At 65.2% G+C, this 21,448-nt stretch carries 12 protein-coding genes and 1 pseudogene; 8 read left to right on the top strand and 5 right to left on the bottom strand.

Annotated elements, in window-relative coordinates; genetic code table 11:
• Positions 1-160 precede the first annotated feature (160 nt).
• A complete protein-coding gene (locus ACIBF5_RS30695; protein ID WP_396816421.1) occupies positions 161-598 on the top strand; it encodes a DUF5954 family protein in 438 nt (145 codons plus the stop codon).
• Here ACIBF5_RS30695 and ACIBF5_RS30690 read toward each other — a convergent pair.
• Complete coding sequence (locus ACIBF5_RS30690) at positions 582-5,564, bottom strand: LamG-like jellyroll fold domain-containing protein (RefSeq protein ID WP_396816420.1); 4,983 nt, start codon at positions 5,562-5,564, stop codon at positions 582-584. The two genes, ACIBF5_RS30695 and ACIBF5_RS30690, sit on opposite strands and share 17 nt — an antisense overlap.
• A gap of 266 nt (positions 5,565-5,830) precedes the next feature.
• Between ACIBF5_RS30690 and ACIBF5_RS30685 the strand changes: the two genes are divergently transcribed.
• Positions 5,831-12,787 carry a polymorphic toxin-type HINT domain-containing protein gene (locus ACIBF5_RS30685; protein ID WP_396816419.1) on the top strand — a complete coding sequence of 2,319 codons (6,957 nt, stop codon included), beginning with the start codon at positions 5,831-5,833 and terminating at the stop codon, positions 12,785-12,787.
• A 44-nt stretch (positions 12,788-12,831) separates the two neighbouring features.
• On the top strand, positions 12,832-13,266 hold the full coding sequence (locus ACIBF5_RS30680) for a DUF4259 domain-containing protein (protein WP_396816418.1): 435 nt from the start codon (positions 12,832-12,834) through the stop codon (positions 13,264-13,266).
• Positions 13,267-13,560: 294 nt separating this feature from the next.
• Here the strand turns inward: ACIBF5_RS30680 and ACIBF5_RS30675 are convergent, their stop codons facing one another.
• Positions 13,561-13,746 (bottom strand): tyrosine-type recombinase/integrase, encoded by a 186-nt coding sequence (locus tag ACIBF5_RS30675; protein ID WP_396816417.1) that lies wholly within the window; start codon positions 13,744-13,746, stop codon positions 13,561-13,563.
• Positions 13,683-14,900, bottom strand: coding sequence for a tyrosine-type recombinase/integrase (locus tag ACIBF5_RS30670; protein ID WP_396816416.1), 1,218 nt, complete (start codon positions 14,898-14,900; stop codon positions 13,683-13,685). Before ACIBF5_RS30670 ends, ACIBF5_RS30675 begins: the two co-directional genes overlap by 64 nt.
• Positions 14,901-14,971: 71 nt before the next feature.
• On the opposite strand from ACIBF5_RS30670, the gene ACIBF5_RS30665 reads away from it, so the two are divergent.
• Entirely contained in the window at positions 14,972-15,679 is a 708-nt protein-coding gene (locus tag ACIBF5_RS30665; protein WP_396816415.1) for a polymorphic toxin-type HINT domain-containing protein, read from the top strand.
• Positions 15,679-15,987 (top strand): annotated as a pseudogene (locus ACIBF5_RS30660) (transposase); the annotation flags it as partial. The gene ACIBF5_RS30665 and the pseudogene ACIBF5_RS30660, both read left to right, overlap by 1 nt.
• 243 nt (positions 15,988-16,230) lie before the next feature.
• Here ACIBF5_RS30660 and ACIBF5_RS30655 read toward each other — a convergent pair.
• Complete coding sequence (locus ACIBF5_RS30655; protein WP_396816414.1) at positions 16,231-17,526, bottom strand: cytochrome P450; 1,296 nt, start codon at positions 17,524-17,526, stop codon at positions 16,231-16,233.
• A 589-nt stretch (positions 17,527-18,115) separates the two neighbouring features.
• Between ACIBF5_RS30655 and ACIBF5_RS30650 the strand changes: the two genes are divergently transcribed.
• The 3 genes from ACIBF5_RS30650 to ACIBF5_RS30640 all read left to right on the top strand — a co-directional run bounded on the left by ACIBF5_RS30650 (position 18,116) and on the right by ACIBF5_RS30640 (position 20,212).
• The gene (locus ACIBF5_RS30650) at positions 18,116-18,907 is read left to right on the top strand and encodes an inositol monophosphatase family protein (RefSeq protein ID WP_396816413.1); all 792 of its coding nucleotides are present in this window, start codon (positions 18,116-18,118) and stop codon (positions 18,905-18,907) included.
• 67 nt (positions 18,908-18,974) lie between these two features.
• Positions 18,975-19,169: a hypothetical protein gene (locus tag ACIBF5_RS30645; protein WP_396816412.1), complete on the top strand. Its 195-nt coding sequence runs from the start codon at positions 18,975-18,977 to the stop codon at positions 19,167-19,169.
• A gap of 398 nt (positions 19,170-19,567) precedes the next feature.
• Complete coding sequence (locus ACIBF5_RS30640) at positions 19,568-20,212, top strand: hypothetical protein (protein ID WP_396816411.1); 645 nt, start codon at positions 19,568-19,570, stop codon at positions 20,210-20,212.
• Positions 20,213-21,044: 832 nt separating this feature from the next.
• On the opposite strand, the gene ACIBF5_RS30635 is transcribed toward ACIBF5_RS30640, so the two are convergent.
• Positions 21,045-21,167 carry a hypothetical protein gene (locus tag ACIBF5_RS30635; RefSeq protein ID WP_396816410.1) on the bottom strand — a complete coding sequence of 41 codons (123 nt, stop codon included), beginning with the start codon at positions 21,165-21,167 and terminating at the stop codon, positions 21,045-21,047.
• Positions 21,168-21,448: the final 281 nt, after the last annotated feature.

Below are 21,448 nucleotides of genomic sequence, written 5' to 3'. Positions count from 1 at the left end.
TCCGCTGCCTCAAACGCTACGTCGCGCGAGAGCTCTACGAGCTCATCACCCAACCCACCAGTTCCACAGCCGCTTGACATCCATAGGGGCATCAAGCTCGCAGTCCGCTTCCAAGCCGTACTCACCATCACCATCATCACTGAGTGGCTATGACCGGCTTATGAAACACGCCTTAGGTCCGTTTCTCGGCAAGGGCGAATACTCCGGCAGGCCCCGGTGTGCGGGTCGCGGCGATCGGCATGGTGAACGTCGCGGGCAGTCACTTTGTCCGGCGACCCACCCGGGACGGTCTCGGTTCCCACCTTTCCGAAGGCTGCTCAGCGAGCCGGCGGACGCGGTAGACAGCGCTGCCGAGCGCAAGGAGTACGAAGCGCCGATCCGGCTGCTTCCTTGGAAGGTGGTCAACGACCTTACGGTCAACGGCCGTCGTCACCGGATCATTCGCGCCCAGCCGTTCATCAGGATGGGACCGGACGGACCGGAGCCACCCCGGCCTACTGACCCGGACCCCACTGAGCGGGCAAGAAACACGGATGGGCCGGCGCGTAACGCGCGCCGGCCCATCCGTGGGTTCCGGGGTTTTAGCCTCCGTTCATGATGGTGCGGATTTGGTTGGTGTCGGTGATGGGTCCGACGTAGGCGCGGACGTCGTCGATGGTGCCGGGGAAGAAGCCGGCGTTGTTGTCGAGGTACTTGTAGCTGCCGATGCGGATGGGTCCGGTGGCGGCGACGCCGCCGGCGAGGGTGCCGGTGGCGGCTTGCGTGCCGTTGAGGAAGAGGGTCATTTTGGTGTTTTTGGGGTCCCAGACGCCGCAGAGGTGGGTCCAGGTGTTGGCGGCGGCGGTGCCGGGTGCGGCGACGGCGGCGTAGGCGCTGTCGCTGGTGGCGATGACGAATTCCCATGCTCCGGCGCCGTTGGTGCGTAGGTAGAGGCCGCTGGAGCGGGTTGCTTCTTGGCTGAAGATGGCGTGCCAGCGTGGGTCGCTGTTGTCGAGTTTGGCCCAGGCGCAGATGGTGTAGCCGATGGTGCTGTTGAGGGTGTTGGGCGCGGTGGCGTAGCTGGCGCCGTCGAGGGTGAGGCCTTCGCCGTACTTGCCGCCGTTGCCGGTGTTGGCGGTTCCGTACAGGGTGAGGTTGCGGTAGCTGCCGGAGGTGTCGGTGGTGCCGCCGGTGGCGTTGTCGAACTTCCATTCGCCGGCGAGTGCGTGTTGGACGCCGGGTGCGGTGCTGGAGAATCCGTTCATGATGTCGTTGATTTCGTCGGTGTCGGTGATGGGTCCGTCGTAGGCGCGGACGTCGTCGATGGTGCCGGGGAAGAAGCCGGCGTTGCTGTCAAGGTATTTGTAGCTGCCGATGCGAAGTGGTCCGAGGGTGGTTACGCCGCCGGTGAAGAGTTGTCGGTTGACGAGGGTCCCGTTGACGAAGAGCATCATTTGGGTGGTGCCGGGGTCCCAGACGCCGCAGAGGTGGGTCCAGACGTCGGGGGTGGCGGTGCCGGGGGCGGCGACGGCGGCGTATTGGCTGTCGCTGGTGGCGATGACGAATTCCCATGCTCCGGCGCCGTTGGTGCGTAGGTAGAGGCCGCTGGATCGGGTTGCTTCTTGGCTGAAGATGGCGTGCCAGCGTAGGTCGCTGTTGGTGTGTTTGGCCCAGGCGCAGATGGTGTAGCCGATGCTGCTGTTGACCGTGTTTGGCGCGGTGGCGTAGTTGGTGCCGTTGACGGTGAGCGCTTGGCCGTACTTGCCGGCGCCGGTGGTGGTTGCTCCGTCGACGAGGGTGAGGTTGCGGTAGCTGCCGGATGTGTCGGTAGTGCCGCCGGTGGCGTTGTCGAATTTCCATTCGCCGGCGAGTGCGTGCTGGGTGTTGGTTGCGCCCAGTTCGGTGGGGGTCAGTGCCGCGTTCCAGGTTTGGACGTTGCTGATTTGTCCGGAGTAGTACGAGGACGGGGCGCTGTTGTTGAGGTAGCGGCCGATGACGAACTTGCCGCCGGCGGGCCAGGTGCCGGCCGGGTCATGGTATGCGGTGTCGGCGAGGGTGCCGCTGACGTAGAGGGACATGGTGTGCGTGCTGGCGTTGAAGACCGCGGCGAGGTGGGTCCAGACGCCGAGTTGGGCGCCGGCGGGGGCGACGGCCTGGTCATATACCCAGCCAGTGTTGTCGCTGTTGGCCATGCCGAAACGCCAGGTGTTGTCGTCGGCGTTGTCCCAGAGGATGAAACGCGATGAGTGGGCGCCGTCTTCGGAGACGATGACGCCGCCGGCGGCGGTGGGTTTGACCCAGACCGCGATGCTGAACGACTTTGTTGTGTCGATGAGTGTGCTGTTGCTGGTCAGGACGTCCGTGCGGGTTCCGTCCGGGCTGGTGCCGTTGGCGCTGGTGTTCATCAGCAGGTCGGGGCTGTGGAGATCACCGTCGTGCCAGATCGGCCGTCCGCTGACCGTCAGCGGTGCGCCGCCGGTGGTGTCAGCTGCGGTGGTCGCGACCGTGTTCCCGAAGCCGTCGTTCAACGGCCAGGTGTGGGCGGAGGTGACGAGGGTTTGTGTTGGTTGGGCGGTGATGGTGGGGGTTGTTGTCAGGTTGCCGGTCAGGTAAGCGGTGACCCGACCGCCCGCGCCGACGGTCCAGAGGTCGGGGTTGCCGTCCCTGTTGATGTCGGCGGCCCGGAGGACGAGGCTGGCCGAGGTGTTCCAGCCGGTGGCGAGCTGCGTTTGGGTGTAGGTGAAGTCGATGCCGTCGAACGCGAGGCGCTGCCAGAGGAACAGCGCACCGGTGCTCTTGTTCCAGAGGAACAGGGCGGTTCCGGTCGGCGTTTCGGCGCTGGTGATGGTCCAGTTGTTCCAGTCCGTGCCACCGGTGGGGGTCCCGGTGGCGAGGGTGATCGGCCATTGGTAGTTGGCGGTGCCGTCGCCGCTGGCGTAGTAGTTCAGGTAGTAGCCATGGTCGCTGTCGCCGGTGATGGAGAGTAGGTCGGCCCAGGCGAGGTGCTGACCGGATGCGTCGCCGGCGCTGACGAGCTGGGTCGGGTTCAGGTTGTTGTCGTCGAGCAGGTCGCCGGGGCGGATGTTGGCCCCGTTTTGTGCGGTTTGCATCGCGGAACCGTCACCGCTGCCGGTGAGGTAGGCGCCGCTTCCGGCGCGTGGGCCGGTGGGGTAGTAGGCGAGGACGCCCTGCAGGCCGTTGCCGGTGAATCGTCCGGTGCTGATCTGGGCTCCGTCGAAGTCGGCGGGGTTTCGGGTTCCGAGCAAGCCGTCGGCGCCGAAATTGCTTGCGTTGGTGGCCAGCGCGCCGGTGGTTTTTCCGGTGGCCAGCCATGCGCCCGGTGGCAGTCCGTTCGCTGAGCCGGCGAGGAGCAGGTCGGCTACGTTGTCGCCGTTGAGGTCTCCGTCGAGTGCTGCTCCGGACGGCCGTGAGTTGAAGGTGATGGTGGCCGTGTCGCCGAAGTTTCCGGCGGGGGAGAGGCTGGTGACGGTCAGGGTGTTGGTGCGGCGGGTGGGGGTGACGGCAATGGAGGCGACTCCACTGGCCGTTGCGGTGACCCTGCCGGGTGCGCCGCCGTTGAGTTGGTAGGTGTAGGACGTCGGGATGGTGCCGGAGGTCGGTGGGTTGACCGTGATCGTGGCGGGTGTGCCGATGGTGGTCGTGTCCTCACCTGGCGTCGGTACGGTCGGTGCGCCGGCTCGGGTGGGGTCGAAGTCGAAGTTGCAGGTAGTCGACCAGTTGCTGGTGGCCAGGGTGTCGGTGACCTGGACCTTCCAGGAGAACCGGGTGACAGCGTTGCCAGCGGCGGCCTTGAGTGTGGCCTGGGCGACGTTGAGGACGGCGGTGGTGCCGGAGGTGTAGGTCAAGCTCGCCGGGTTGGACGAGGCGACCGGCGCTTGGTTGGTGTCGGAGGTCTTCCAGAGCTTGAACGCAATCCCGAGGCTGCCTCCGTCGGGGTCGGAGATCGGCGCGTACAGCGATACCGGCCCGTCGCCTAGGGCGGTGGGCGTCGCCGCCGTACATGACGTGGCGGGGGAGGTGTGTAGGCCGCTGGGAGTGTTCGGTGTGTGGTTGTAGGTGATGGTCAGCGTGGGGCTGGTCTCGAGGAACTTCTTCCAGCTTTCCAGGTCAGACGACTCGTTGACGCCAGTCATGACGAACGTCTGAGTTTTCCTGTTGCCGCTGACGGCGGATTTGATAGCCGAGAGCACATTGAAGGACACACCGTCTTGTGGGCAGGTGGAGTTGTAGCCGTGCGCGACGGTCTGATTGGCGACAGCGGTGCCCAGGTCGACACCGTCCCAGTAGTTCCATGTGGCGTTCGACTGAGAAAGCGTCGTCGAGGGAGCGTAGACGTTCACCTGCGTCTTTTTGCAGGAGTACGAGTACGTCTCGGTGATCTTGAAGGTAGCCTCGTTGATGGTCGCGCCGGCGAGTGCCGTGGTGTTGATCGGAAAGTTAATCAGGGTGTGTGACCACATGGGCCCGGAGTTACCGACCTGCATTCGTCCCTGAGGGTCCGGGGTGTTCATCCAGTAGTTCGTGGTCGGGTACGGTTTCCCCACCGTGGCCCAGCCTTTGCTGCTCGACCCGGACGACGACCAACTCGGGTCGATGAACAGCGGATAAACCGTGTCCACCGCGGACAGCAGTTCCGTGTCGGGGGAGAGAATGATGGTGTTGGCCCGGACGGTCGCGGCGACCTTGGCCGTATGGGCACCTTGACCCGGCCCGCGAGCGCTCGACGCGGAGGCCATCGCAGCATTGGTCTTGCCGCTGGGGCTGGGGCTCGGCGTCGCGCCCTTCGTGCCGGCGCTGGCCGTGGTCGTGGTCTGGGTGGTCGCGGAGTCCCACATCAGCGGTGTCGGTGCGGTGAAGACCGGCCGACCCGTGCGGTCGGTCGCGGTGAGGTTGCCGGCATCGTCGGCGGCGAGAGTGACTCCGTTCGCCGTGGTGTTCAGGGCGAGTTGTTTCAGTGCGGGGTCGGCCGCCGCGGCTGCGGTGCGCACGACGAAGACCTGCCGGAAACCGCCCTGGGCGTCGGCGGTCACCTGAAGGTCCACGTCAGTCAACACGTTGGCGTAGGTCGCGGTGTCGCCGCTGAGCGTCGGTGCCGGTAGGGGCATCGGCGCGGTAAGGGCGAGTGAGCGCCCGCCGTTGGCCATCGTGGCCAGGGGGCCGGAACCGCCGCCGGAGAAGGTGATGGTGTTGGTCGTGACGGCTGGTCTGACCGCGCCTTCCGCTGTGCGGGTGAGGGCCGTGTCGAGACTCTTCCAGTCGTCGCCGACCCGCTTGCGCACCGGCACTGCCGAGCGAGTCAGCGTCAGGGTGCCGTCCGGGTTCGCGGTCACCAGGTCGGTGGCGTTTGTCGCGCCGACCACGTCGACGGCCTTGCCGGTGCGCTGCGCCTGGGCGAGTGCCTGTTCGGTGGTGAGGACCGTCGAGACCGGCGCGGCCGGCTCGTCCACCGGCGCGGCAGAGACGGCGGGGACGGAGACGAGTCCGACGGCGCCGAGTAGCGCGGTGGTCGCCGCGACGGCTCCGGTTAGGACCTTGTTGGGTCGGCGACGTGTGGATACACGCATGAAGGGCTACTTTCGCGCGCTGTGACAGGTGAGGTGCCCGAAGGCTCCGACAGCTAATCAAGATCATCGCGGCGGTCACCCTGCGTGCGACGGAGGTCACTGTCTATTTCGGACGAGCTTGTCACGGTTGCTCGCATTTAGATCTTGGACCGTTACCTTTTCGTGATCGTGCCCGACGGTTTGATCATGGGACAGTGGCGCCCGGCCATGAGCGGACAAACATCCGCAGGCCGGTCGATTCCTCGATCTGACGGGGTGAGGGTGCGATGAGACGACACACGGGACTGTCGCGTGGGGCACGGATCCGGGGCGTACTCGCCGCCGCCGTGGCCACGACGGTGCTCGGTAGCGCGGTGGTGGTCGCCCCCGCCACGGCGGCCACGGTGACCGCCAAACCCACACCGCCGCCGACCGCCCCGGATGTCCGGGCCGTGCGCGGGGTGAAGCCCCTGCCGACTCACTTCGCGTCGCCGGCAAAGCCGACCGAGTCGTACGCCCCGACCCACACCAGTTGGCCGGCCGCCCGCATGAGCTCACTCACCCTCGCCTCAGCGGCCACCGCGACCAGCGGGATTCAGGCCGCCAAGGTACGCGGCGACGGATCACCGGTATGGGCGCAAGCCGTAGCCGACAGTAAAGGCCGCTACGCCGGCCCGACCGCCCTCGATGTCCGGGTACTCGAGCATTCGGACGCACAGGCGGCAGGTGTCGCGGGAGTGCTGTTGACGGTGGCAGGGGCCGGTGCCACTGCCGGCGCCGGTTCGCAGGGCGAGGTCACCGTCGGACTCGACTACTCCTCCTTCGCCCAGGCCTACGGCGGCAACTACGGACTCCGACTACGTCTGGTAGCACTACCGGCCTGCGCCACGAGCACCCCGGCGCTGCCGGCGTGCCGGCAGGTGACACCGCTTCCGTCGACGAACGACGCCGCCAGCCAGAGTGTGTCGGCACGGGTGAAGCTCACCGGGACAGCACCGATGGTGCTCGCGGCCGTGTCCGCCGCCGCTGCCGACGGCGGCAAGGCCGGCACGTACGCCGCCACCGACCTGATGCCGTCGGGGTCCTGGGCGGCCGGGACCAACACGGGAACGTTCAGCTACTCGTACCCGATGACCGTGCCGCCGGCGTCAACATCGCTGGCTCCGACCTTGTCGCTGAACTACGACTCGAGCAGCGTGGACGGGCAGACCGCCTCGACCCAGGCCCAGTCGTCCTGGGTCGGGGACGGCTGGTCGACCCCGAAGTCGTTCATCGAGCAGTCATTCGTGTCGTGCTCGGAGAACCCGGGCGGCAGCGCGTCACCCGTGTCCACCCCGGACCAGTGCTACGACGGTCCGATCCTGACCCTGTCGCTGAACGGATCGTCGTCGTCGCTGATCTGGGACGCGGGCAAGAAGGTGTGGAAGGCCGAAAGTGACAAGGGTGAGGTGATCATCCACGTCACCGACGCCAACAACGGCACCGGCACCTACAACACCGACTACTGGCGGGTGACCCTGCGCGATGGCACCAGCTACGAGTTCGGCCGCAACCAGTTGCCGGGCTGGTCGTCGGGCAAGGCGACCACCAACTCCGTCGACGTGCAACCGGTCTACTCGCCCCACCCGGGCGACCCGTGCTACAACGCGGCCGGATTCACCTCGTCGGTCTGCACCATGGCCTACCGCTGGAACCTGGACTACGTCAAGGACATCCGCGGCAACGCGATGGCCTACTACTACAAGCAGGACGTCAACTACTACGGCCGTAACAAGGGCACGAGCAACGTCTCGTACACCCGCGACAGCTACCCGGCCCGAATCGACTACGGCTTCCGTGACGGCGGCGCCTACGGCACTGTGCCGAACCAGGTGCTGTTCAACACCGACAACCGATGCGTGTCCGGCACCTGCGCCCCGTTGAGCGACAGCACGAAGGCGAACTGGCCCGACGTGCCGTACGACCTGGTCTGCGCGGCGGGCACGACCTGCACGGCGTGGAGCCCGTCGCACTTCTCCACCGTCCGACTGAAGTCAATCAGCACCCAACAGTGGTCGACCGCGCTGTCGAAGTACGTGCCCGTGGACACCTACGCTCTGGCGCACCGGTTCCCGAAGACGGGGGACGGCACCTCGCCCGCGCTCTGGTTGGACTCGATCACCCGCACCGGGTCGAGCACCAAGGCCGACGGCTCGACCGAGTCGATCACGCTTCCGTCCGTCTCGTTCGGCGATGTCGAACTGCAGAACCGCACCAACCCGGATGGCCTGGTCGCGTTCATGCGCCGCCGGATCGGCACCATCACCACCGAGACCGGTTCGGTGATCACCGCGACCTACGAGCTGCCGAAACCGTGTGCTACCCCGGTGACCCTCGACCCGGCCACCAACACCTCCTCCTGTTACCCGGTCTACTGGACCCCCGACGGATTCGTCGACCCCATCCGGGACTGGTTCAACAAGTGGGCGGTCACCAAGGTGACCTCGACCGACCCGACCGGTGGCGCCGCGGCGACCGCCACCAGCTACCGGTACCTCGACGGGGCGGCGTGGCACTTCGACGACAACGAACTCGTCAAGGCGAAGAACCGAACCTACGGGCAGTTCCGCGGCTACGCCCGCGTGCAGACCAGGAACGGTGACGGGGTCAACGACCCACGGACGCTGTCCGAAGCCACCTACTACCGGGGCATGTCGCGCAACAACGGCGGCGCGGCGGTGAACATCACCGACTCACAGGGCGGCAACCACGACGACGCCGACGAGCTGTCCGGCATGGTGCTGGAGTCGACGTCCTACCTCGGTGACGGCGGCCCGGTCGACAGCTCCACCATCACGTCGTACTGGGTGTCGGCGGCGAGCGCCACCCGGAGCCGCACCGGGCTGCCCGCCCTGACCTCGAACGTCGTCGCGCCGGTCCAGACGTACAACCGGCAGGCGATCACCGGCCCCGGGGCGACCACCTGGCGGGTCACCCAGACCGACAACAGCTATGACACGACAACCAGCAGCACCTCGTTCGGGTTACTGCAACGCACCTACGTCCACACGGTGCCGGTAGACCCGGCCTACGACCAATGCACCACCAGCACATACGCCCCGGCGAACGTGACGAAGAACCTCGTCGGTCTGGTCGCCGAGACCGAAACCGTCGCGGTGGCCTGCGGCGGCTTCACCTCAGGCTCTCCGGCATCCGTACCGGGAAGCCTCAACACCCTGACCGCCCCGACCACGGTGTCTCGCCCCGCCCAGACCGTGAAGGCCGTCCGGACCTACTACGACGACCAGGACTGGTCCACCACCTGGCCGCAGCCGAACCCGCCGAGTACCGGTGCCGCGACCATGACCCGTACCGCCACCGACTACACCGGGGGCGCGTACGTATGGCAGACCACCAGCCGCGCCAGCGCCTACGACGACTACGGTCGCCCGACCCTCGCCTACGACGCCAACGGCAACAAGACAAGCTCCTCGTACACGGTCAACGCGGTCGGCCTCACCACCGGCGTGAGCGTCACCAACTCGTTGAACCAGACCTCGTCCACCACCCTGGACACCACCCGGGGCTTGACCCTCACCTCCACTGACCCGAACAGCGTCGTCACCACCCAACAACATGACGCGCTCGGCCGGAACAAGGCGGTCTGGACCGACTCCCGGGCCACCAGCCTCCCCGCGAACTACACCTTCGACTACCAGGTGTCGAAGACCGGCGTGACCGCCACCACCACCAAGACGATGAGCGAACTGTCGCTCTACCAGACGTCGGTCACCATCTACGACGCGCTCCTGCGTACCCGGCAGGTCCAGTCGATGACGCCCAACGGCGGCCGGATGGTCACCGACTCGTTCTACGACACCCGAGGCTGGGTCACCCGCACCTACAACGGCTGGTGGGACGACACCACCCTGCCCACGGTGTCAACCCCGGTCAGCGCCGCCGACCTGCACAAACAGGTCGCGAACCAGACCCTCAACACGTACGACGGCCTTGGTCGAGCGGTAGTCGTCACGGCGGCGAAGGACGGCGTTCCCGTCTCCACGACGACCACCGTCTACAACGGTGACCGAACCACGGTGGTCCCACCGACTGGCGGCGTCACCAAGACCAGCGTTCTCGACCCACTCGGACGGACCAGTCACCTCCTCGAATACACGGCACGGCCGACCGTCAACACCCCGTCGAACACGTTCACCGGCGTTTTCACCGTCACCGGCGGCACCGCGGTCGACACCACCTACGGCTATGACGCCCGAGGTAACCAAACCACCGTCACGGACACCGCCTCAAACACCTGGACCTCGACCTACAACCTGCTCGGCCAGGTCGTCGCCAAGTCGGACCCGGACGCCGGCACCAGCACCATGCGCTACGACGCCAACGCCAACCTGATCCAGAACACCGACGGCCGCAACAAGACGCTGTCCTACACCTACGACGCGCTCAACCGGAAGACCGGCAGCTACGCCGCCACCGTCGAAGCGCAGTCGACCGCCAACCGGGTCGCCTCCTGGGTGTACGACAACTCCGACAACGCCGCGCCCACCATGAAGTACGGGATCGGGCACCTCACCAGCAGCACCTCCTACGTCAACGGCGCCGCCTACACCATCCAATACAAAGACTTCAACATCTTCGGCAAGTCACTCAGCGAAACGGTCACGATCCCCGCGACCCTCGCCGGGCCACTCCTCGCCGGCACCTACACCTACGCCCACAAATACGGCACCACGACCGGCCTACACACCAAAGACGTCCTCACGGCCCACGGCGGGTTGCCGATCGAAACCATCAACTACGCCACCACAGGCGTGTTCGACCTGCCAGTAGCCGTCGCCGGTGTGGGTAGCTACGCCCTCAACGTCACCTACGACGCCTACGGCCGTGTCACCCAGCAGGTCCTCGGCAACTCGACCAACCAGGCATCGGTCACCTACACCTACGACCAGCACACCGGCCGACTCACCGACCAACTCGTCAGCCGCGGCACCGCCACACCCAAGGACGTCGACAAACAGTCCTACTCCTACGACCTCGCCGGCAACATCCTCCACGAGACCAGCACCCGGCTGTCGGCCGCCACCCCGTCCGAGACGCAGTGCTACGGCTATGACGGCCTCGCCCGACTCACCTCCGCGTGGACCGCGACCGACAACTGCGCCACCGCGCCGACAACGGCGAGCCACGCCATGGTCGGCAACAGCATCGGCGGCGGCAGCGCGTACTGGACCAGCTGGCAACTCAACTCCGTCGGCAACCGGACCCAACAGGTTGAACACAACCTGACCGGCGGCACCGACTCCACCACGAACTACCAATACAGCACCAACCAGCCCCACGCGCTGACCTCGACCACCGGCGGCACCGGCGGCACCACCACCTACGGGTACGACACCGCAGGAAATATGACCAGCCGCATCGCCGGCAAGGGCAACCAGACACTCACCTGGAACGAAGCGGGCAAACTCACCGCCGTCACCGGCGGCACCGCCGGCAACAGTGACCTGGTCTACGACGCCGACGGCAACCTGCTGTTGGAGAAGAACCCCTCGAGCACCGTCCTGTACCTGCCAGGCGAGCAACTCGAACTCCGCAACGGCGCCACGGCCGTCACCGGCACCCGCTACTACCCCCTGCCGGGTGGTGGTAGCGCCATCCGCACCGGCACCGGCGCCAACTTCTCGTTCGCCATCGCCGACAACCAAGGCACCCCCAGTCTCTACCTCGACTCGACCGCCCAGATCCCCACGTGGCGGCAACACACCCCATACGGGGCTCCCCGAGGCGCTGCAGGTACCTACCCCGACAACCGCGGCTTCCTGAACAAGCCAGTCAACACCGACATCGGCCTCATCCACGTCGGCGCCCGCGAGTACGACGCGACGATCGGCCGGTTCGTCAGCGTCGACCCGGTCCAGGACCTGACCGATCCGCAGCAATGGAACGGCTACGCGTACGCGAACAACAGCCCGGTCACCATGAGCGACCCCACCGGCCTGCGTCCGGAATGCGGCGAAGGAAGTGTCTACGACTCCTGTGACAACGCGGTAAAGGCGGCATCAGGATCGGATGCGGCGAAGACCTTCGGTGGCTGGAGCAACAACAAGGTCGGCTACAACCACTGGGACCGGCCGGTACAGCACGTTCGCCAACCAGGCGAAGAAGCCCCAGCACCCAAACCAAAGAGCAACAGCAACAGCGACTGGCTCAGCCGGGCCTGGAACAGCACCAAACACTTCGCCCAAGAACACCCCGTCCTAACCGGGATCGTCGTCTCGGTCGCGGTCGAATTCGGTTGCACCGTAGCCACAGGCGGCGCAGGAGCAATCGGATGCGCCGCCCTAGCCGGGGCCGCCGGCAATGCTGTCACCAGCGCACTCGAAGGGGATTCGGCCGAGGATATCCTCGCCAGTGCCGCTGAGGGAGCCGTGATTGGTGCCGCATTCGCTGGCGCCGGCTCGCTGCTCGGCCGACTCGGTAAATGCCACAGCTTCGACCCGAACACGCCAGTCCTGCTCGCCGACGGTAGCACCAAACCGATCAAGGACGTTCAGGTCGGCGACGAGGTCACCGCAACCGACCCGACCACCGGCACAACCACCGCCCAACCAGTCACCGCCCTACACAATAACCTCGACACCGACCTGACCGACGTCACAATCACCACCGCCGGTGTGTCTACCACTCTGCATACCACTACCAACCACCCTTTCTGGGACGCGACCACCAACGAGTGGGCCGACGCCAGCGAACTACAAACCGGCCACCTCCTACGCGCTCAAGACGGACAAACTGCGGCAATCACTGCCGTACGCAGTTTTACTTCCGCGCGTCAGATGCGTGACCTCACCGTCGATCAAATCCACACGTACTACGTGATCGCGGGAACTACGCCCGTTCTGGTCCACAATTGTGGAAAGAGCGCAAGTATTGGCAATAAGTTTGGTGTCCCGAATCGACCGGGCGTTTATACCATCCATCTCGATGATGGCAATAAGTACGTTGGTTCCGCGATCAGGAACATGAGGGGGCGCGTGAACGCCGCGCTGATGGACCCCGGTCATTCGGTCGCCAAGGCGGGCTACAGCATCCCGAATGTTGTCAACGTTACGTGGATTCAGATGCCGAAGCGAAAGATAACCGAATACGTCGCAAGACGACTTGAACAATCTGTCATGGATGGGGTCGCAGGTCCTTTGGTGAACACAAAGTATCCGGAATTCCGACTCTGGTACCATGAATAGTCGAGTCGAGCCCGGGGCTCGCTCGTTAGGAAAGGTGGGTGCGTATGTCGACCTGGGGAACGGGGCTTTTCGCTAGCGATGGGGCTCAAGACTTCCTGGAGGAGTTTGCGGAGCTGGAGGCCGGCGACCGCGTGTCGGAGTTGGAGGGGATTTTTAGGGAACTACTCAATGACCCGTCACTTTTGATGCGAACCGTCTTTCCGGAGTCCCTGATAGCCGCCACATCTCTGGTCGCCCTGAGTCTGCCTGGTGGGCAGCGGATTATGGATCGTCAGAGTAGCTTCATCGCAGATTCAGTCGGGGAGGCGTTGCTCGATCGTCCTGCCTTACATTTGGTGCCCTCTGCGTTGCGAGTTCTTGCAATCGTGACCGCACCGGACGGTTCCTGGAGTAAAGAGTGGCGTCGACCGGAGGATCGAGAGGAGGCTCTTGGTGATATAGAAGCCGTGAGGGAGATTCTTGAGTCGGTGCACTCGTAACGACCGTGCCTACCTCGGGTAGAGGGCTGTCCAACGTGGTGGCCTGACCCACTGGCAGGCACGTGCCGCAGCCCCGGGTGGCGCGTTTATTGAGTTTCTGTCCTGGTCTCCCGTCACCTCCTTGGCAGTCGTGCCAGGTGCAATCTATTCCGCACGACGATCGTGTAGTTGCGGTTCAACTCGGGCCTGCGACACGAACCATTCCGGTAGCTGGTTTGGGTACGTGGTGCCAACGGGGTGCTGGCGGGCGGCAGCGCGGTGCCCGTTTGAAGATCGTCGAGATGGCGAGTTTCGTTACCGGGAGAGTCTGCTCCGAATCTTGGAGAACGCGTCTACCGCAGTGTCATCAGCGTCGGGGAGCGTGTGCAGGTACTTCTCTGTCGTCGAGATGCTTCCGTGACCCAGCCGCTCCTTGACTACTTGGAGGTCGGCACCCCCGGCCAACAGCCACGACGCGTGGGCATGGCGTAGACCGTGCATCTTGATGTCGACGTCGAGTCTGGAGGTGATGAGGGCGGGTTTGAGGACGGCCTCACGGAACCAGCGGCGGGGGATATATCCGGTCGTGTCCCAGCGGCGTGGCTAGCGGGGTTCGTCTTTTCCCTGACTGCGTCGGATTGCCCGGTAGTCCGCGTAGGCGCGTTTGCAGTAGCCGCATCGGCATTTGCCCGCGTTGTAGGCGCTGAGGGTTCCATGCCGGTACTGCCTGCCGTTGTCGTTGGGTTCGGTAAGCCCAACTCACTGGACTTGCCCAGAGAAGCTTCTCGGGCATTGCTGGTGACCTTGGGGGAATAGACAAAGAAAAGGTCGCTGTCACCGAGGTGCCTCGCTTCCATGAAGGCCTCAAGCTTGGCGATGATTTGGGGGCTGAGTTTAAATCGGCGTGTTTCTTTGTCCTTTGGATACTCCTGAACCATGAAGCGCCCGCCGTCTGGGTGGAACCGTGGATTTACCTCTACAACCTTGCGACTGACGGAGATTATGCGACTTCGCAGGGCGATATCTTTTGGTCGAAGTTCGGCCAGTTCCCCCCAGCGCATGCCGCTCTCGATGGCGGTCTCAACTAGTAGCTTTGACGTGATGTCGGGCAGGTGGTTGTAGAAGGTGTCGAATTCCTCGGGGGTTACGATCCGCAGCGACCTTTGCGGTATGGTTGGGGTCTTGACTCCCCTGCAGGGATGGAGAACGGTGACCTGGTCGTTGAGTGCCGTCGTGAAAATAGCGCTCAAGATGCTCTTGTTGAGCCGTATATTAGCGGGGCTCATGCCATCTGTGACAAGCTGGGTGACCCACTCGCGTACGTGACTGGGAAGGATCTCGCGCATACGGATAGGGCCAAAGGTGTCCATAATGTGGACGTAGATTGAGTATGTGTATCCTTCGCGGGTAGTGGCTTCCATTACGTGGTGGGGCAGCCATTCTTCCTCGACGTATCGCCGAAAAGTTTGTTTCCCGCGAGCTGGGCCACCGGCCCTCCCTTCGGCAATCCGTGTCTCCGCGCGCTGCCACGCCTTGTCGGCCTCCTTGGCGTTGCCGAAGGTGCCGGCCGAGCGTTCCTCGCCGCGCAGATCCGGGTAGTAGGCCGTGTAGCGCGGCTTGCCGGAGTGCCCCACTCTCTTGCGGCTGTACCCCATAGCTTCCTCCCCACGATCGACGGAAACAAACGCCGCTGGATTGCGTATTCGTCTTCGCGAACTTTTTGCCCGTGGGCAAGGCATTCGGAATTCTCAAGAACAGCAAACGAATTGCCAAGACGCTGGAACGCGCGACTAAGGCTTTGAAGACCTTCTTCAAGGAATCCAAGTGGGCTGACAGCACCATCAAAAAGGCGGGGAGCTGCGCGGTTCAGCCGCACAGCTTCGCCCGCGGCACGAAGGTGGTTCTGGCAGACGGCGAGACTGAGTCAATTGAAAATCTTAAGGAAGGTGATCGGGTTCTCGCGACCGACCCCGAGACAGGTAAGACTACAGCTCGCCCGGTCACCGCGACCCACACCAACCTCGACATCGACCTCACCGAACTGACCGTCACTCATGGTGACGGCAACACCGCAACGCTTCCGACCACGCAGCATCACCCGTTCTGGAGTGAGACGCGGGGTTCCTGGATCAATGCCGGGGACCTTCGGCCGGGTGAGCGCCTTCTTGCTCTCGATCGAAGACCCGCCACCGTCGCCCGCGCGCACAATTACACCGGCTCCAGTCTCATGCACGACCTCACCGTCAGCGACGTCCACACCTACTACGTGGTCGTCGGTGTCAATCCGGTCCTTGTGCACAATACCGATTCGAGCTGTCCAATACACGGTGGTCCAACCGGTGTTCCAACCCGCGACCTGTGGGGGGTCTGTGGATTTAAGGGTGTTTCCGGCCTGACCTGCCGGGCGTTGTGCCTGGTGAGGAGGGTGCCGTGATGACTGCGACACTGAACGATGTGACCCCGAGGAAGGTCAAGGCCGAGTTGTCGGCGGAGGCGAAGGCCGCCGCCGATCTGGTCCGGTTGGCCAAGGAACAGGGCCTGTCCTTGACCGGCCCGGACGGGCTGCTCAAGCAGTTGACGAAGACGGTCCTGGAGACCGCGCTGAACGAGGAGATGACCGGGCACCTCGGCTACGAGAAACACGAGACCGCCGGCGATGGGCGGTCGGGCAACGTCCGTAACGGGACCCGGTCGAAGACGGTCATGACCGATACCACCGGACCGGTCCAGATCGACGTGCCTTACCGGGGGAACCTCATGCCGAACCGAGTATTCGAGCCCCACAGGCGCGTAGGCCCGGCCGGGTCAGCGTGGTCGACCTCAACCGCCGGGTCTGCCCCGAGGGCTGGTTCACTTGGAACGCGGGCAGCATCCGGATCCGCAGCGACGGGCTGCACCTCACCCCCGAGGGGTGCGGGGCTGGATCGAACCCTGGCTGATTCCGCAGCTCACCAAGCTCGCCACCGAGGGGCCGGGCTGACCGCGTCACCCGCCGATCGGCCGGAACTGCGCCCGCAGGCCGGTCGGTGCGAGCCGGCCGAGGAACTCCGGGTCGGCCGCCTCGGCGTTCGGCGACTCGATTGTGAAACGCTGGGCCAGCCGTGAGGTGGCGAGGGTGAGCTGCCGCATGGTCAGTGCCGAGCCCAGGCAGACCCGTGGACCGGCCCCGAACGGCAGGTACGCCGAGCCGGGTGCCGCCTGCCCGCCCAGCCACCGGGCGGGGTCGAACTCGTCCGGTCGCGGCCACCACCGTGGGTCCCGGTGGATCAGGTACGGATTCAGCAGCACGTCGTCGCCGGGGCGCAGCGACCAATTCCCCAGGCTGGTGGCCGTACGGGCGGTGCGGGTCATCAGCCATACCGGAGGGTAGAGCCGGAGCACCTCCTTCACCACCGCCTCGGCCAGCGGAAGCCTTGCCGTTGGCGGGGCCTCGGCACCGGCCGGTCCGCCCGCCTCGGCGCGCAGGTCGGCGGCGAGTCGGGGCCGGCGGGCCAGTTCCCGGACGATGGAGCTGAGCGCGGAGGCGGGCACACCGTGGCCGCCCATCAGGATGCCGCGAAGGGTCGACATCACCGTACGGTCGGGCATCTCCGGGTGCACACCGAGCAGCATGGAGAGCAGGTCCCCCTGCGACGCTCCGTTCGCGGAGGCGCGTCGCCGCCGGACGATCCCGTACAGCGTCTCGATGGTGTGCCGGTGGGCCCGGAAGAAGCGGCGGTTGCGGCGCAGCGGAACCCAGGCGGGGAACTGGTACGACGTTCCCGAGAACGGCCGGGTGACGTCGAGGGCCTCGTCGAGCAGTTCGGGGATGCCGGCCGAGTCGGGCCCGAAACAGTATTCGGAGATCGACCGGGCGGTGAACGTACGCGTCAGGGTGAGCACGTCGCACTCGCGACCAGCCACCTCCCCGGTAACCGTGTCGAGGATCTCGACCGTCCGGTGGTCCGCCTCGGTCGCGGCGGAGTGGCTGAGCCCCGGCCACACCGTGCGGCGGGCGGACATCCAGGAGTCGCCCTGCTCGGCGGCCTGGTCGATGTCCCGTCTGGTGTCGAACGGTGCCAACTCGGTGAGGAAGTCGCGGTTGGTGCGAGCGAGCACATCGTGGGTCAGGTCCGGGTCGATCACGAACACCGTGCGTTCGTCGTACGAGAACACGTCGCCGTACTCGTCGTGGTTGCGTCGGAGGAAACCGATCCGGTCGGCGTCGTACTCCGGAATGTTGCCCATCAGCCAGTGGCCGCGCGGACCTGGCGGCCGATCGGTGTCCGCACCGTTTGCCATCCGGACCTCCCCGGGTAGAGAGAGTCACAGGATCCCGGGTGGGGATCCTGTGACCGGTTTCTGCCTGCCGTTCGTGCTGGAATCCGTGCCTGTCGGTGGGGCGGCGGGCTACTCGGGGTATCCGTAGAACCAGTACGGGTAGCGTCCGCTGACCTGCGGCTTGCCCATCAGGCGAGCCGTCACGTGTCGCAGCATCCTGGCCATGAGCACCTCCTACATCGATAGGGGACGATCATCTGAGCGGATGGTGGCACAGGAGGTCGCGGCTGGGCAACGGGCCCCGATGCGAGCCGCCAGTGCGCTGACACTCGGGAAATCGCCTTCCGAGATGCCCCCGGAAATGTGGCGTCGGCGGGCCGGGGTTGTCCCGCCATCGGGTCGCGGCCGCTTGACCGGCGGGTACTCCGGCGGCGCGGCCCATCCGGTGGCCACGCGGCGACTGCCGCCCGTCGACCACCAGACCGGTTGTCGACAGCACATGGCTCCCAAAAGGACTATCCCGCTCACGCAGGCATGACAGTACACATCAGTACAAGATCGCGTCGGCCGCTACCGGCCCGCCAGCGGCTCCGCCCGATAGGCTGCGCAGGTGATCAACCCGTACGCGGGAACCGATGATGCCGAGGTGGCGATAGCCGCGGTACGCGCTGGCGCCGACGTGGTGCGCGCCATGTACGGTCAGCGGCTCACCCGGGTGGACAAGGGTGGCGGAGACTTCGCCACGGCCGCCGACCTGGCGGCCGAGCAGGCGATCCTTGACGTCATCCGTGCGCGCCGGTCCGATGACGCGGTGCTCGGCGAGGAAGGCGGGCAGCAGGGCGCGGCCGACTCCGTACGCCAGTGGTTGGTGGATCCCCTGTGCGGCACGTTCAACTACGCCGCCGGCAACATGCTGGTGGCCGTCAACGTGGCACTGCGTGACGGGGCGGCGGCGGTGGCCGACCCGTTCAGCGGCGAGATCTTCTTCACCGATGGCAGGACCGCCGGGGTACGGCACGACGGCGTCGACGCCCCGCTGACGCCCACGCCGGCCACCCAACTCGTGGACGTCAACCTGGACCCGCCGTACCCGAACGCGCCGGGATTCCGGGCCGTGGACCTGCTGGCACACCCCGGTTTCGTTGCACGCTTCCGACCCCGGGTGGTGTCGACGACGCTGGCGCTGACCTGGGTCGCGGTCGGCAGACGCGCCGCGTACGTGACCGATGGCGGTGACCTCTCCGAGAGTGTGCACTTCGCCGCCGGCATCGCCGTCTGCCGCGCCAGCGGCTGCCTGGTCACCGGCATCGACGGCGCCCCGATCGGAGCGGAAGGCCGAGGGCTCGTGGTGGCTGCCGACGCCGATACCCACAGCCAGCTGATGTCCCTGATCCACAACTGATACGCGTTCCCGCTGGCGAGGAGCCCACGGGGTGGCGTGCTCAACGAGGGTTCGATACGGTCCCGCCGTGAAGCTTCGATCTCATCAGGCCGCCCGCAAACGTGCCCTGGGAACCACGGCGATAGTCGCCGCTCTACTGATCTCGGTGCTGGCGATGCCGGGCGATTCCGCTTCGATTGAGCCGTACATCCTCGCCTTCCTCCTGGTCCTAACGGGGATCGGACTGCGTATCGAGGTGGCGATCAACGAGTCCCGGATATAGCCGACTTGACTGTCCACACGCACCGGGGCCCTCGACCAGACGTAGAGCCGAGGGCCAACATGCGCCACCTTCAGCAAGTGCGCGACGAGAACCCAACTCGTCCGGCCCGATTGGTTGCGCCCAGGACGCGGAGACGGCGACTGGCGTGCTCGATCACGGCGAGCAGGTACATTCGCGTTCCGGCTAGGGTGACCGTTTCGAAGAAGTCGTACGCCAAGCAGGGCGTGGGCTTGTGAGCGGAGGAAGTCGGCCCAGGACCGCGATCGTGACCTGGATCGACCGGACCTACCACCGCCGCCGACGCCAACGATCGCTGTCCCAGTCGACCCCTACTGGAACTGTCACCTATCGGTGCAGCAGACCCGCAGTGGTCGACCGCGCTGTCGAAGTATGTGCCCGTGGACACCTACGCTCTGGAGCACCGGTTCCCGAAGACGGGGGACGGCACCTCGCCCGCGCTCTGGTTGGACTCGATCACCCGCACCGGATCGAGCACCAAGGCCGACGGCTCGACCGAATCGATCACGCTTCCGTCCGTCTCGTTCGGCGATGTCGAACTGCAGAACCGCACCAACCCGGATGGCCTGGTCGCGTTCATGCGCCGCCGGATCGGCACCATCACCACCGAGACCGGTTCGGTGATCACCGCGACCTACGAGCTGCCGAAACCGTGTGCTACCCCGGTGACCCTCGACCCGGCCACCAACACCTCCTCCTGTTACCCGGTCTACTGGACCCCCGACGGATTCGTCGACCCCATCCGGGACTGGTTCAACAAGTGGGCGGTCACCAAGGTGACCTCGACCGACCCGACCGGTGGCGCCGCGGCGACCGCCACCAGCTACAGGTGCCTCGACGGGGCGGCGTGGCACTTCGACGACAACGAACTCGTCAAGGCGAAGAACCGAACCTACGGGCAGTTCCGCGGCCGCGCCCGCGTGCAAACCAGGAACGGTGACGGGGTCAACGACCCACGGACCCTGTCCGAAGTTGTAAAGCCAATCCGCTCCTCGAGAACAATGCAACGGTGGGTGACCTGCTAAGTCTTGAACCAGGGAATGTCTTGGAGGCGTCCAAAAGAGTCTTCGGTGGCTATTCCGGCGATGAGTTGTTGAGGGCAGTTCGGACACCGGACACCGGATGACGGTCCCTTCGGACAACTTTCGCTTACTGGGCGAGGCTCGAATACTCTCGGTAATGGAAATCATCGTGCTGAGGAACTGTTAACCCGAGTGAAAGACCCGAACAGTTCGATTAATGATGACACTCCCATCCCAATCTGGTTCTTCGGGAAGGGTTAGTAGGCTGGAGGGGATAGGATGAGGGTGTCGACGCGGTTGGATTCAAGGCGAATTGCCTACCTTCGAAGGCGTGCCGACTTTCGGTTATCCGATGTCGCTACGCTATCGGAGATAATGGTGGACGCTGCGAGACTTGGGCTCAGTGGAAAAGGGCGTCCGGGCTGGCTCGAACGAAGTGAACCGGAGATTCAGCGAATAGTCCTTAATGTCGTTCTGGTGGAGAGGGCGCCAATCGATTGCTACCGATGTCGCGCGGTGGTGATTATGAGGGAACATGTTGCAGTGCAGTTCCTGGTTGATGTTCTTCCGACACGTTACCATTCCTTGCCTCGGCTTCGGTTGTTCAGGATGGTTCCTCTGATTCGTGAACTGTTTGAACGGGTTCCACGGCTTCCGCCGGATCCCGACCAGACGGCGCTCTGGTAATTGCGGAGTAGGAGTAGCTCCCTGGCGGATGATGCTGGGCTCGACCTGACTCGACGGACAGGGTCGATGAGTTGACCTCACGCTATCTTGCTGATCAATCTGCTTGCGTAGGCGGTGGCCTTGTGAGCGGCAGGGCTGAGGTAGCTGGTCACGCCGAGGTACGCCAGTCGAAACAGCACACCTCATCGTCGCGCGGTGCTCGACGCAGACGGAACATCGCGATCCAGCCGAGAGGTTCCGCGTCTCCACCGGCGGCTTCCACCTCGATCATGAGTATGGCTGTGACCCAGGACGGATGAGATTGTCGGCACCCACAACGTCGGCCACAACCCGCTGCTCGGCACCGACCCCAACGGCGACTGCGGCGAAGCTGAACAGCATGACGTGCTCCCGTCGGGGTGCGGGTGCCGGCCGGGTCGGCTGATCCGGCGCCGGGTGCCGCGCTGACGGGCCGGTCATAGCCTGCCCGTGGGCCGGGGCTGCAAGCAATCAGTAACCACGATCCATATCACCCGCAGGGGTGCGATACGGCGGTCTGCCCATCGAGACCTC

It is taken from the genome of Micromonospora sp. NPDC050417, from assembly GCF_044458865.1.
GTDB lineage: Bacteria > Actinomycetota > Actinomycetes > Mycobacteriales > Micromonosporaceae > Micromonospora_G.
Note: the sequence above shows the minus strand (reverse complement) of the source record. Positions and strands in the feature narration are given on the sequence as shown.

Excerpts from the sequence above, each read along its gene's own strand:
- ACIBF5_RS30695 (WP_396816421.1), top strand. The coding sequence starts at position 161 with ATGAAACACGCCTTAGGTCCGTTTCTCGGCAAGGGCGAATACTCCGGC.
- ACIBF5_RS30690 (WP_396816420.1), bottom strand. The coding sequence starts at position 5,564 with ATGCGTGTATCCACACGTCGCCGACCCAACAAGGTCCTAACCGGAGCC.
- ACIBF5_RS30685 (WP_396816419.1), top strand. The coding sequence starts at position 5,831 with ATGAGACGACACACGGGACTGTCGCGTGGGGCACGGATCCGGGGCGTA.
- ACIBF5_RS30680 (WP_396816418.1), top strand. The coding sequence starts at position 12,832 with ATGTCGACCTGGGGAACGGGGCTTTTCGCTAGCGATGGGGCTCAAGAC.
- ACIBF5_RS30675 (WP_396816417.1), bottom strand. The coding sequence starts at position 13,746 with ATGCACGGTCTACGCCATGCCCACGCGTCGTGGCTGTTGGCCGGGGGT.
- ACIBF5_RS30670 (WP_396816416.1), bottom strand. The coding sequence starts at position 14,900 with ATGGGGTACAGCCGCAAGAGAGTGGGGCACTCCGGCAAGCCGCGCTAC.
- ACIBF5_RS30655 (WP_396816414.1), bottom strand. The coding sequence starts at position 17,526 with ATGGCAAACGGTGCGGACACCGATCGGCCGCCAGGTCCGCGCGGCCAC.
- ACIBF5_RS30635 (WP_396816410.1), bottom strand. The coding sequence starts at position 21,167 with ATGATCGAGGTGGAAGCCGCCGGTGGAGACGCGGAACCTCTCGGCTGG.